The sequence below is a fragment of the Nocardioides sp. REDSEA-S30_B4 genome, assembly GCF_001627265.1.
GTDB lineage: Bacteria > Actinomycetota > Actinomycetes > Propionibacteriales > Nocardioidaceae > Nocardioides.
In genome coordinates, this window is sequence record NZ_LUPI01000029.1 from 18,475 (window position 1) to 30,825 (window position 12,351).

General features: G+C 71.6%; 14 protein-coding genes and 1 tRNA gene. 11 read left to right on the plus strand and 4 right to left on the minus strand.

What is annotated here, in order from left to right:
* Positions 1-40: 40 nt before the first annotated feature.
* The 11 genes from A6R01_RS07325 (at position 41) to A6R01_RS07375 (ending at position 8,166) form a co-directional block, all read left to right on the plus strand.
* Positions 41-922, plus strand: coding sequence for a ParA family protein (locus A6R01_RS07325; RefSeq protein WP_292604854.1), 882 nt, complete (start codon positions 41-43; stop codon positions 920-922).
* Between the two features lie 2 nt (positions 923-924).
* Positions 925-1,278: a hypothetical protein gene (locus A6R01_RS07330; protein WP_292604855.1), complete on the plus strand. Its 354-nt coding sequence runs from the start codon at positions 925-927 to the stop codon at positions 1,276-1,278.
* A complete protein-coding gene (locus A6R01_RS07335; RefSeq protein WP_292604812.1) occupies positions 1,275-2,177 on the plus strand; it encodes a segregation/condensation protein A in 903 nt (300 codons plus the stop codon). Before A6R01_RS07330 ends, A6R01_RS07335 begins: the two co-directional genes overlap by 4 nt.
* Positions 2,170-2,850, plus strand: coding sequence for an SMC-Scp complex subunit ScpB (scpB, locus tag A6R01_RS07340; RefSeq protein WP_292604813.1), 681 nt, complete (start codon positions 2,170-2,172; stop codon positions 2,848-2,850). Before A6R01_RS07335 ends, scpB begins: the two co-directional genes overlap by 8 nt.
* On the plus strand, positions 2,847-3,617 hold the full coding sequence (locus A6R01_RS07345; protein ID WP_292604814.1) for a pseudouridine synthase: 771 nt from the start codon (positions 2,847-2,849) through the stop codon (positions 3,615-3,617). The genes scpB and A6R01_RS07345 overlap by 4 nt, the downstream gene beginning before the upstream one ends.
* 58 nt (positions 3,618-3,675) lie before the next feature.
* Positions 3,676-4,065, plus strand: a complete 390-nt coding sequence (gene aroH, locus A6R01_RS07350) for a chorismate mutase (RefSeq protein ID WP_292604815.1) — start codon at positions 3,676-3,678, stop codon at positions 4,063-4,065.
* Positions 4,066-4,068: 3 nt separating this feature from the next.
* Positions 4,069-5,154, plus strand: coding sequence for a prephenate dehydrogenase (locus A6R01_RS07355; RefSeq protein ID WP_292604816.1), 1,086 nt, complete (start codon positions 4,069-4,071; stop codon positions 5,152-5,154).
* A gap of 11 nt (positions 5,155-5,165) precedes the next feature.
* Positions 5,166-5,882 (plus strand): (d)CMP kinase, encoded by a 717-nt coding sequence (cmk, locus tag A6R01_RS07360; RefSeq protein WP_292604817.1) that lies wholly within the window; start codon positions 5,166-5,168, stop codon positions 5,880-5,882.
* Positions 5,879-6,649, plus strand: coding sequence for a 1-acyl-sn-glycerol-3-phosphate acyltransferase (locus A6R01_RS07365; protein ID WP_292604818.1), 771 nt, complete (start codon positions 5,879-5,881; stop codon positions 6,647-6,649). The genes cmk and A6R01_RS07365 overlap by 4 nt, the downstream gene beginning before the upstream one ends.
* Entirely contained in the window at positions 6,646-8,010 is a 1,365-nt protein-coding gene (gene der, locus A6R01_RS07370; RefSeq protein ID WP_292604819.1) for a ribosome biogenesis GTPase Der, read from the plus strand. The genes A6R01_RS07365 and der overlap by 4 nt, the downstream gene beginning before the upstream one ends.
* Positions 8,011-8,092: 82 nt before the next feature.
* A tRNA-Pro gene (locus tag A6R01_RS07375) sits at positions 8,093-8,166 on the plus strand.
* A gap of 259 nt (positions 8,167-8,425) precedes the next feature.
* On the opposite strand, the gene A6R01_RS07380 is transcribed toward A6R01_RS07375, so the two are convergent.
* The 4 genes from A6R01_RS07380 to adhP all read right to left on the minus strand — a co-directional run bounded on the left by A6R01_RS07380 (position 8,426) and on the right by adhP (position 12,222).
* Positions 8,426-9,681, minus strand: a protein-coding gene (locus A6R01_RS07380) for an IS3 family transposase (protein WP_292604820.1) whose coding sequence is annotated in 2 segments (ribosomal slippage) — positions 8,426-9,396 and positions 9,396-9,681 — 1,257 coding nt in all. Because the reading frame shifts where the segments join, the coding sequence is not laid out codon by codon here.
* A gap of 212 nt (positions 9,682-9,893) precedes the next feature.
* Entirely contained in the window at positions 9,894-10,133 is a 240-nt protein-coding gene (locus tag A6R01_RS07385; protein ID WP_292604821.1) for a hypothetical protein, read from the minus strand.
* A 29-nt stretch (positions 10,134-10,162) separates the two neighbouring features.
* Positions 10,163-11,200, minus strand: coding sequence for a nitroreductase/quinone reductase family protein (locus tag A6R01_RS07390; RefSeq protein WP_292604822.1), 1,038 nt, complete (start codon positions 11,198-11,200; stop codon positions 10,163-10,165).
* Positions 11,201-11,205: 5 nt separating this feature from the next.
* Positions 11,206-12,222, minus strand: coding sequence for an alcohol dehydrogenase AdhP (adhP, locus tag A6R01_RS07395; protein ID WP_292604823.1), 1,017 nt, complete (start codon positions 12,220-12,222; stop codon positions 11,206-11,208).
* Positions 12,223-12,351 lie beyond the last annotated feature (129 nt).

Sequence of the window (12,351 nt, forward strand, 5' to 3'; positions counted from 1 at the left end):
TTGGGGGCCGGGTGAGGAGACCTTCGTGACCGATGGTGGGATGGCCCCTGTGAGCGATCCGCTGCCCTTCGACGGTCCGGCCCCGCTGGGTCCGACCGGTCGTCCGATGCCCGTCCTGCCCGAGCCGATGCCGCTCACCGAGCACGGCAACGCCCGCGTCATCGCCATGTGCAACCAGAAGGGCGGCGTGGGCAAGACCACGACCACCATCAATCTGGGTGCGTCGCTGGCGGAGTTCGGCCGCAAGGTGCTGCTCGTCGACTTCGACCCCCAGGGCTCGCTGTCGGTCGGGCTGGGGCTCAACCCCCACGAGATGGACTTCACCGTCTACAACCTGCTGATGGAGCGTGACGTCACGCTCGAGGACGTCATCGTCCCCTCCGGCGTCCCGGGGATGGACCTGCTGCCCTCCAACATCGACCTGTCCGCGGCCGAGGTGCAGCTGGTGCACGAGGTCGCGCGCGAGCAGACCCTGCAGCGGGTGCTGCAGCCGGCGCTCGCCGAGTACGACGTCATCCTCATCGACTGCCAGCCCTCGCTCGGCCTGCTGACCGTCAACGCGCTCACCGCCTCCGACGGCGTCATCGTGCCGCTGGAGTGCGAGTACTTCGCGCTGCGCGGTGTGGCGCTGCTCAAGACCACGATCGACAAGGTGCGCGAGCGGCTCAACCCCAAGCTGGAGATCGACGGCGTGCTCGGCACGATGTTCGACGGTCGCACCCTGCACTCGCGCGAGGTCATGGAGCGACTGGTCCAGGCGTGGGGCGACAAGGTCTTCCACACCGTCATCCGTCGCACGGTGAAGTTCTCCGACTCCACCGTGGCCGGCGAGCCGATCACGACCTACGCCTCGTCCTCCGCAGGCGCCGACTCCTACCGCCAGCTCGCCAAGGAGGTGCTCGCCCGGTGCCTCGACGGGTGAGCATGCCCACCGCGGACGACCTGTTCCGCCCCACCTCGGGGCAGCAGGCCGAGGCGGAGGCTGCCCCGGCAGAGCCCGAGCAGGCGAGCGAGAAGCCGGGCAAGGCTCCGGAGAAGGGCCCGGACAAGGGACCCGCCAAGCCCAGCGGGCGGGTCCGGCACGACGAGAAGATGACGGTCTACCTGTCCTCGGCCGAGCTGATGGCCATCGAGCAGGCCCGGCTGCGGCTGCGCGGGGAGCACGGGCTGGGGATCGACCGTGGCCGCCTGGTCCGCGAGGCCGTGGCGCTAGTGCTGGCGGACTTCGAGGAGCGCGGGGAGTCCAGCGAGCTGGTCACCCGGCTGGTGCAGGAGTGAGCAGCGGCGTCGACGAGGTCGCGCCCGCCGAGCCGGGCACCGGCTTCGCCGTACGCCTCGACAACTTCGAGGGTCCCTTCGACCTGCTGCTGCAGCTCATCTCCAAGCACAAGCTCGACATCACCGAGGTGTCGCTCTCCAAGGTCACCGACGAGTTCATCGCGCACGTGAAGGCGATCTCGCGTGCCGAGGGCCAGCAGACCGCGCCGGGCGGTGTCGACGACCTCGAGGAGACCACGTCGTTCCTGCTCGTCGCGGCCACCCTGCTCGACCTCAAGGCGGCGCGGCTGCTCCCGCAGGGCGACGTGGAGGACGAGGAGGACCTCGCCCTGCTCGAGGCGCGCGACCTGCTCTTCGCCCGGCTCCTGCAGTACAAGGCCTTCAAGCAGGTCGCCGGCGTGCTGGAGCAGCGACTGGCGGGGGAGGCTCGGCGCCACCCGCGCGCGGTGGGCATGGAGGAGCGGTTCGCCTCGCTGCTTCCCGAGGTGCTCATCGGCATCGGCCTCCAGCAGTTCGCCCAGCTCGCCGCGAAGGCGCTCGCCCCGAAGCCGGTGCTGGAGCTGCCGACCCACCACATCCACGCCCCCGCGGTCTCGGTGCGCGAGCAGGCGGCCATCGTGGTCGACCGGCTCCGCAGGTCCGGGACGCTGACGTTCCGCTCGCTGGTGCGTGACAGCCCGGACACCCTGACCACCGTCGCGCGGTTCCTCTCGCTGCTCGAGCTCTTCCGCGAGGGGGCGGTGGCCTTCGACCAGATGACGCCCCTCGGTGAGCTGACGGTCCGGTGGACCGGCGACGACGACACCGAGGCCGACGACCTGGTGACCGACGAGTTCGACGGCGCCCCGCCCCCCGGCGACGCGACGCCCGACCAGCCCGAGGAGGGCACCGATGACTGAGCCCCACCCGCCGGCCGCGCCGGAGGAGACCCTCGACGTGCCCGTCGCCGCGCTGCGTCCCTCGCTCGAGGCGGTGCTGATGGTCGCCGACCAGCCGCTGGACGCGGTGTCGCTGGCCACCGCCGTGGGCCACCCCGTGGAGGACGTGGTGGCGGCGCTGCAGCTGCTCGCCGAGGAGTACGCCGAGCAGGACCGCGGCTTCGAGCTGCGCCACGTCGCCGGCGGCTGGCGCTACTACACGCGCGAGGAGTACGCCCACGTCGTGGAGTCCTTCGTGCTGGAGGGCCAGCAGGCGCGGCTGACGCAGGCGGCGCTGGAGACCCTCGCGGTCGTGGCCTACCGCCAGCCGGTCTCGCGTGCCCGGGTCTCGGCGATCCGCGGGGTCAACGTCGACGGTGTGATGCGCACGCTCCTGACCAGGGGCCTGGTCGAGGAGGCCGGCACCGACGCGGAGACCGGTGCGCACCTCTACCGCACCACCGGCTACTTCCTGGAGCGGATCGGGATCACCGGCCTCGACGAGCTGCCCGAGCTGGCGCCGTACCTCCCCGAGCTCGACGACATGGAGGAGGAGCTCGGCGCCCTGGTGACCCCGGCGGCGCCCGTCCAGCCCGACAGCACGACCAGCACGACCAGCACGACCGACGACGAGAGCACGGAGGAGCCTGCGTGAGCGGCCCCGAGATCCCCACCGACGACGAGGGCCTGGTCCGGCTGCAGAAGCTGCTGGCGATGTCGGGGGTGGCGTCGCGACGCAAGTGTGAGGAGCTGATGCTCGCCGGCGAGGTCGAGGTCGACGGCCAGGTCGTCACCCGCCTCGGCACCAAGGTCGACCCGACCCGGGCCGTGATCCGCGTGGAGGGCCGACGGCTGCCGCCGGTCTCGCCGCACGTCTACCTGGTGCTCAACAAGCCTCGGGGCGTCGTGTCCACGATGTCCGACCCCGAGGGCCGCCGCTGCCTGGGCGACGTGGTCGCCGACCGCCCGGAGCGACTCTTCCACGTCGGACGGCTCGACACCGACACCTCGGGGCTGCTGCTGCTCACCAACGACGGTGACTTCGCCCAGCGGATGGCCCACCCGTCCTACGAGGTCGACAAGACCTACGTCGCCGAGGTCGAGGGCGAGGTGTTCCCCCGCACGCTCAAGCAGCTCAAGGAGGGCGTCGAGCTCGACGACGGCCCGGTGGCCGTGAGCAGCGTCAAGGTCGTCGCCGGGCGGCACGGCCGCAACCAGCCGGGGCGCTCCGTCGTGGAGCTGGTCATCCACGAGGGCCGCAACCGGATCGTCCGCCGCCTCCTCGCCCACGTCGGGCACCCGGTCAAGCAGCTGACCCGCACGAGGATCGGGCCGGTGCAGCTGGGCCGCCTGGGGGTGGGGGAGATCCGTGACCTGACCAGCGAGGAGCTCGGCCTGCTGCTGGACAGCGCGCAGCTGTGAGACCGGCGGGTCAGTAGCCTGACCCCGCACACCAGGACGGACGAGGGAAGGACACACCGTGGCGGTTCGGGCCATCCGGGGAGCGACGCAGCTCGAGGAGGACGTGCGTGACCACATGCTCGAGCGGGTCGCGGAGATGGTCACCGACGTCATGGAGGCCAACGGCCTCGAGGTCGACGACTTCATCTCGGTGATCTTCACCGCGACGAGCGACCTGGTCTCGGAGTTCCCGGCGTACGCCGCACGCCGCCTCGGGTTCGGGGAGATCCCGTTGATCTGCGCGCGCGAGCTGGAGATCGACGGGTCCATGCCGCGCTGCGTGCGGATGATGGCGCACGTCGAGACCGACCTGCCGCGCGCGGACATCACCCACGTCTACCTGCACGGCGCGGCGGCGCTGCGCTCGGACCTGACGCGCGTGCGCTCGGTGCCCGACGGTGACGAGTGATCGATGAGTGAGAACCGCCAGCGGGGCGAGTGGCTCACCGGCCCGGTCCTCGTGGTCGGCGCCGGGCTGCTCGGCACCTCGGTCGGCCTGGCGTGCCGTCGCTCGGGCCTCGAGGTGCTGCTGAGCGACCTCGCCGGTGAGCACGTGCGCACCGCCTCGGGCATGGGCGCCGGGCGAGCCCTGGTCGACGGCGACTCGCCCCAGCTGGTAGTCGTCGCGGTGCCGCCCGACCACCTGGGCACGGCGGTGGCTGCAGCGCTGGAGGCGCACCCGGACGCGGTCGTGACCGACGTGGGCAGCGTCAAGACGGGCCCGTGGCGGGCCGTGGCCGACAGCCCCGCCTCCGACCGGTACGTCGGGGGGCACCCGATGGCCGGCAGCGAGCGGTCCGGGCCCCTGGCCGCCTCGGCCTCACTCTTCGACGGACGGCCCTGGGCCATCACCCCGCACGCGGAGAGCCGACCGGCCGCCGTGGAGGTCGTGGAGGACCTCGTGCGGCTCTGCGGCGGCGTACCCGTCTGGTTGACGCCGGAGGAGCACGACCGCGCCGTGGCGCGCACCAGCCACGTCCCGCACCTGCTGTCGGTGCTGGCCGCGGCGCGCCTGGCCGAGGGCCCGGAGAACCACCTGGCCCTGTCGGGCCAGGGGGTCCGTGACGTGACCCGGGTGGCCGCGGGCGACCCGCGGCTCTACAGCCAGATCGTCGGCGCCAACGCGGGGGCCGTGCTCGACCTCCTCACCGAGGTCCGCGCCCAGCTCGACAGCGTGATCGCTGCGGTGGGCGCCGGTGACCGGGCCGGGCTCGAGGAGCTGCTGGCCACGGGAGTGGCCGGCACCCGGGTGATCCCCGCCAAGCACGGCGGCCCGGCGCGACCGATGCGCTCGGTGTGGGTGTCGGTGCCCGACCACCCCGGCGAGCTGGCGCGGCTGCTGGGCGACGCGGTCGCCTCCGAGGTCAACGTCGAGGACATCCGCATCGACCACGACCCCGGTCGCCCGGTCGGTCTGGTGGAGCTGGTGGTCGAGGACAGCAGGGCCGAGCACCTGCTGGTCTCTCTGGAGTCTCGTGGTTGGGAGACTCACCGGTAGGCTGCCGCCCCGTGAGCGACACCCAGCACCCCTCCCACCACGACCGGACCACCGGGCTCGTGGTGGCCGTGGACGGCACCTCCGGCTCGGGCAAGTCGAGCACCTGCCGAGCGGTCGCGGGTCGCCTCGGCCTGGCCTACCTCGACACCGGCGCGATGTACCGCGCGATGACCTGGTGGATGCTCGAGCACGGCGTGGACGTCCACGACGCCGCCGCGGTGGCGCTGCGCAGCGGCGAGGCGACGGTGGTCTCCGGCACCGACCCGGCCGCCCCGACCATCCACGTCGACGGCACCGACGTGTCCGAACCGATCCGCGGTGAGGCCGTCACCGGTGCCGTGTCGCCGGTCGCGACCGTCAAGGAGGTCCGCGAGCGGATGGTGGCGCTGCAGCGCGCGATCATCGCCGAGAAGACCAGCACCGGACCCGGCATCGTCGTCGAGGGACGCGACATCGCCAGCCACGTGGCCCCCGACGCGCAGGTGAAGGTCTACCTGACCGCCGACCCCGCGGCCCGTGCCGCGCGCCGCGCCGCGGAGGAGGGCGGCAGCGACCTGGCTGCCACCGAGGCCGTGCTGCGCAGCCGCGACGAGATCGACTCCGGCCGGGAGACCTCGCCGCTGACGATGGTCGACGGCGCCGCGCACATCGACTCCACCCACCTCACCCTCGACCAGGTCATCGAGGAGGTCGTGGCGCTGGTCCGGGCGGCGGAGGTGCAGGCGTGAACGCCCACCTCGAGCTGCCGCGCACCGACACGGTGCCGCACCCCAAGCGCTACCTCCTCGAGCCGCTGCGGCCGCTCGCACGCTGGATCATCCGGCGGCGGTACGACGTCGTCGTGCACCACCCGGAGCGGGTGCCGGCCACGGGGCCGGTCGTCTTCGCCGCCAACCACGCCGGGGTGATCGACGGGCCGCTGCTGGCCATCTTCGCGCCCCGGCCGGTGCACGCGCTGACCAAGATCGAGATGTTCGGCGGGCGGCTCGGCACGTTCCTACTGCACTCGGGCCAGGTGCCGCTGGACCGGTTCCGCACGGACGTGGCAGCCGTGCGCAGCTGCCTGCGGGTGCTGCGCGACGGTCGGGCGATCGGCATCTTCCCCGAGGGTCGTCGCGGGTCCGGCGAGCTGGAGCGGTTCCACCGCGGCGCGGCCTACTTCGCGCTGGCCGCGGGGGCCACCGTGGTCCCGGTGTCCTTCTTCGGCACCCGGGAGCCAGGTGCGGCCAGCGGGTCGCTCCCGCCCCGTGGGGGCCGGATCGACGTCGTGATCGGCAGGCCCACCGGCGTACCCGCTCGTGCGTGGCCGCGCACGCGGGAACAGGTGGAGGCCACCTCGCGTTCCCTCTGGGAGCACATGCGCGCGGAGCTCGACGACGCGCGCCGTCTGACAGGTCGAGAGCTGCCGGGGCCGTTGCCCCCGGGCGACCTCGAGCCCGACCCCGCGACCGGGGTCCTCAGCCTTCCCGAAGCACCCGACACAGGAGCACCATGACCGAGCAGTCCGACCAGCCCCTCGACGCGACGCCCGGCGGCGACGCTCGGGTGCCCGTGCTGGCCATCGTGGGACGCCCCAACGTCGGCAAGTCCACCCTGGTCAACCGCATCATCGGCCGCCGCGAGGCGGTCGTCGAGGACATTCCCGGCGTCACGCGCGACCGGGTGCCCTACGACGCGTCCTGGAACGGTCGCGCGTTCACCGTCGTCGACACCGGCGGCTGGGACCCCGACGCGCGCGGCATGGCCCAGCGCATCGCGGGTCAGGCCGAGATCGCGATCTCCCTGGCCGACGCGGTCCTCTTCGTCGTCGACGCCACCGTCGGCATCACCGACGCCGACGAGGCTGTCGTGCGGATCCTGCGCAAGGCCGACAAGCCGGTCGTCCTGGCCGCCAACAAGGTCGACGACGCACGGACCGAGGCCGAGGCGTACTCGCTGTGGAACCTCGGGCTCGGCGAGCCCTACCCGGTCTCCGCGCTGCACGGCCGGGGCTCAGGCGACATGCTCGACGCGATCCTCAAGGCGCTGCCCGAGACGCCGCCGGAGTCCGAGCCGGAGATCGGCGGGCCCCGTCGCATCGCGATCGTCGGGCGCCCCAACGTCGGGAAGTCCTCGCTGCTGAACAAGCTGGCGGGGGAGGAGCGCGTCGTCGTCGACAACGCCGCCGGCACCACCGTCGATCCCGTCGACGAGCTGGTCGAGCTCGGTGGCCGCACCTGGCGCTTCATCGACACCGCCGGCATCCGCAAGCGCGTGAAGTCGGCCTCGGGCCACGAGTACTACGCCTCGCTGCGCACCGCGACCGCCATCGACCGTGCCGAGGTGGCGGTGCTGGTGCTGGACGCGCAGCAGAACATCTCCGAGCAGGACGTCCGCATCCTGCAGACCGTCCGTGAGGCCGGCCGTGCGCTCGTCATCGCGTTCAACAAGTGGGACCTCGTCGACGAGGAGCGCCGCCACTTCCTGGAGCGCGAGATCGAGCGCGAGCTGGTGCAGGTCCAGTGGGCGCCGCGGATCAACGTGACCGCCCGGACCGGCTGGCACATCGACCGGCTGGTGCCGGCCCTGGACCGCGCCCTGGAGGGCTGGGAGACCCGCGTGGGCACCGGCGCGCTCAACACGTTCCTGGGCCGCCTGGTCGCCGAGCACCCGCACCCCGTCCGGAGCGGCAAGCAGCCGAAGGTGCTCTTCGGTACCCAGGCCACCACCGCGCCCCCGACGTTCATCCTGTTCACCTCCGGCAAGCTCGACGCCGCCTATGAGCGGTTCATCGAGCGCCGGCTGCGCGAGGAGTTCGGCTTCGTCGGCACCCCGATCGTGCTGCAGCAGCGTCCGCGGGAGAAGCGCAAGAGGTGACGTCTCGCCCCGATTCCGGGGTCAGGAGCACGCTGTTGTAGTGTTCACGCGCCGCGAGGTCGCGATCCGACTGAGCGGCGTTCGGGCTGTGGCGCAGCTTGGTAGCGCACTTGACTGGGGGTCAAGGGGTCGCAGGTTCAAATCCTGTCAGCCCGACCGATCAGAGGGTCACTTTCGGCGGAAACGCTGGGAGTGACCCTCGTCCGGTTTCGAGCCGATCTGCCAAAGTCACGGTTTACTCGCGGTTTTGCGTCCCGCGACTGGCGCGAAGCAGCCTGACGCCGGTTGAGCGAGGTGAGCCGTCAGGGTGACTCGCTTGTCGGTGGCGCCTGTGATGGTGCTGCCATGAGAACTGCGTGTACGGCTAGCCACGACATGCCCAGCGATAAGTGGTGAATCGCACTGGGTTTCGTTCCTATGCGTTCCCTTGGCCAGCGAGTGCTGGCCGGGGTGATTCTTGGGCAGCGTAGTACGCCGCCTCGACCTCGAGCGGGGTCCTCATGTCGAGCTCCCCGTGCAGGCGCTGGTTGTTCCACCACCACACGTACTCCAGCGTCGCGAGTTCGACCTGCTCGATCGTGCGCCACGGCCCACGCCTGCGGATCAGCTCGGTCTTGTACAGCCCGTTGACCGCCTCCGCGAGGGCGCTATCGAAGGAGCCGCCGACGGTGCCCGTGGATGGCTTCGCTCCGAGTTCGCCGATCCGGTCGGTGTAGACGATCGAGAGGTAGTTCGACCCGTGGTCGGCGTGGTGGACCAGCCCGGTCAGATCAACGGCGCCCTCGCGCTTGGCGTCCCAGGCGGCCATGTCGAGTGCCTGCAGCGGGAGGATGTCGGCCTTCAACGTCGCAGCGACGTTCCACCCAGCGATCCGCCGGGAGTAGACGTGGGTCACGAACGCCACGTAGGCGAACCCCGACCAGGTCGCGACGTAGGTGATGTCGACAACCCACAGGCGCCGCGGCGCTGGGGCGTGGAAGCGGCGTGGGACCAGGTCGGCCGGCTTCACCGCCGCCGGGTCCGGCTTAGTGGTGAACACCTTCTTCGACCGCTTCACCCCCCGCACGTCGGCGATCTTCATCAGCCGCGCGGTCTGGTCGCGCCCGATCTCCCAGCCTTGCCGTCGCATCAGGGCGTGCATCTTCCGCACCCCGTAGACGTCGTAATTCTCCGAGTGCAACCGGACGATCTCCGGGACGAGCAGGTCGTCCTTGAGCTGACGGGCCGAGGGCGGCCGTGTCTTCGCGGCGCGGTAACCACGGGTGGTGATAAACCCACTCACTGCCGGGCGTAGCACCTGGCAGATGGCCTCGACCCCGAACTGATCCTTGTGCTCGTCGATGTAGCGGATCACTTCGTCGTGGGACGGTCGAGCTCCTTGGCGAAAAACACCGATGCGAACTTCAAGATCTCATTTGCCCGGCGAAGCTCAGCAACCTTGCGCTTGAGGCGCTTGATCTCCTCCCCATCCTCCGAGGTCGTCCCCGGACGAACTCCGGCATCGACCTGGGCGCGGTGGACCCACAGCCGCAGGGTCTCGACGTTCATCCCCAACAGTCCCGCGACGTGCCGCAGCGCGGCCGTCTCGTGCGGGTGCTCCGGGCGGACCTCGGCCACCATCAGGACCGCCCGCTCACGCATCTCGTTCGTGTACCTGGCCATCGTTCCCATCCTGACTCATCGAGCGGAACGAAACCCAGTGCGAGTCAGCACCGTGGTCGCGCTTGTCCAGGACGCCCAGAAAGCCATCGAGCTCTCTCCCGACTTCCCGGGTGTAGCGATGTGCAGGTGCGCACGTGGCCAGCGACCGGCCCGGATCTCCAAGGCGACGAACGGCACGAGCGACGCACATCTCTACGTGCCGACGGTGTGCCGCGCCGGTGTCATCTCAGACTGTCCGGGATGCAGCAGCGCTGTCGATCAGCTCGCTGCACCTGCTCGGTCACGCGGGGCCTCACCACGACGACGGACTCGGCCGCGTGGTTGCCGTAGCGGTCGACCGGACAGATGTCGTACGCGTGGGTGGCATCCGGGTCGAACCACCCGACGTCGCGGACGTAGACGAGGTCGTTGCCGCAGGTGCGGCAACGACCGGCCAGGTGCGTCACTCGTTCCCGACGCACGAGTGCTCCATGTCGGTGTCGACCGGCGGTCACAGCTGCTCATCCCGGCCGGGGGCGGTGACGACGATGATGGGCTGGGTGTCAGGCAGCACTCGGCGCGGCCACCGACGTAGGTAGGCGAGACGCGCCGGTAGGTAGTCGGAGTCGCCGTGAACCAGGAGGCGAGCCGTCGCCGGCGACCAGGCGCCCTGGCGGAGCACGCCGACCTGCGTCGCCGAGCGACCGATGTTCCGCCACCAGGTCTTGTTGTCCGGGTGGCCGGGGACGACCACGAGGCGGTCGCCGTTCACGGCGTACTGGACGGGGAAGCGCATCCGGCGCCCGGAGCGGCGCCCGGTGACCTCGAGACCGATCACGGTGCGAGCGATCCCGGGCGCTCGGGAGCCGGCGAGCAGGTGGAGGACGAGGCGACCGCTCGCCGACGTGCCGTCGAGTGATGGGAGGAACCAGCCCGTCACCAGGCCGAGGATGGCGCCCGCGGTGACGCCGGTGAGGAGGCCGGTACCGATGATGGCTGCGACGGGCCAGCTCGCGTCCGGAGCGGTGGCCCCGAGGAAGATGACGGTCATCGTGGGGGCCCAGCCGGCGGCGCTGGCGCCGATCCACCGCCACGGGTGGGCGACGGCGCCACGGAGGGTGGTGGCCTGGGCCGCACCCAGGACCAGCCCCATCACGACTCCGAGCACGGCGGCCATCGCCGCGATGGCCACGAGGGGTGGTGTATCGGTGGTGTCCCCGTCCGCGAAGGCGGCGGGCGCTGATGCTGCCGCCCAGCCGAGACCCGCTACCGCGACGGTGGCGACGCCAAAGAGTCGACGCGAAAGGGCGGGGAAGGCCTGGGCGAGGACGCCGCCCTGGAACCAGCCCAGGGCGGCACCCTCGATGAGCCCGCCGACGACCACGAGGGCAAGCGCGGCGGCGGACCCGAGCCGGTCCGCCATGACGGCGGCGGACGAGGCGGCGGTCATGCCGATCGCCTCGGCCGCGACGCACGCCCGCAGCCACCGTCGTCGCAGGGCCGAGACCTGTGCCGGTGCCGCGGCGTGGTGCTGGGCGATGGACGGCATGGACGTCAGAACTCGAAGACGATCCGGGCCGGCGCCCGGCCGGCGAGCACATCGTCGATGGCCTCGTTGACCTCATCGAGCTTGCGGGTATCGGCGATGACGCGCGTGCGGCCGCGGGCGTGGAGCTCGAAGACCTCGGTGAGGTCCTGGCGGGTGCCGACGATGGAGCCGATGACCGAGATGCCCTTGAGGACGGTGGGGAAGATCGGCAGGGCCATCGGTCCCTCGGTCTCGGGCGGGAGCCCGACGCAGACCAGGCGGCCGCCGCGGCGCAGGGCCGCGAACGCGGTCTCGAAGACGCTCGGGATCACGGCGAGGACGATGGCCACGTCGGCGCCGCCGAGGGCTTCGAGGGCGGGGCCCGGGTCGGTCGTGCCGGCGTTGATGACGTGGTCGGCGCCGAGCTCGAGGGCCATCTCGAGCTTGGCGTCGTCGACGTCGACGGCGGTCACGGTAGCGCCGACGATCTTCGCGTACTGCAGCGCGAGGTGGCCGAGGCCGCCGATGCCGAAGATCGCGACCCGCTCGGTCGGGCGGATGCCCGCCACCTTCACGGCCTTGTACGTCGTCACACCCGCGCAGGTCAGGGGAGCCGCGTCGAAGGGAGTCACCCCGTCGGGCACGGGGACGACGTACGTCGCGTCGGCGACGGCGTACTCGGCGAAGCCGCCGTCGATGGAGTAGCCGGTGTTCTGCTGCTCCTCGCACAGGGTCTCCCAGCCGCGGACGCAGTGGTCGCAGTGGCCGCAGGCGTGGCCGAGCCAGGGGAGGGCGACGCGGTCACCGACCGCGCGGTGCGTGACTCCCTCGCCGAGAGCCTCGATGATGCCGACTCCTTCGTGCCCGGGCACGAAGGGCGGCGTCGGCTTGACGGGCCAGTCGCCGTGGGCGGCGTGGATGTCGGTGTGACACAGCCCGCTGGTCTCGATGCGGACGAGCACCTGGCCGGCGCCGGGCACGGGAACGTCTCGGTCCTGGATCTGCAGCGGCTCGGTGAAGCCGGTGACGACTGCTGCCTTCATGGGGGTCCTCCTCGGTCGGGGTGTGTCTCCAACCTCGCGGCTCGTCGGGCCGACCGGCAGGGGCCCAGGTCCTGTCGGCGCATGGCCTTCGGCTCTGCGCTCGCGGGTCCGGGGCGCGGAGGATGGGGC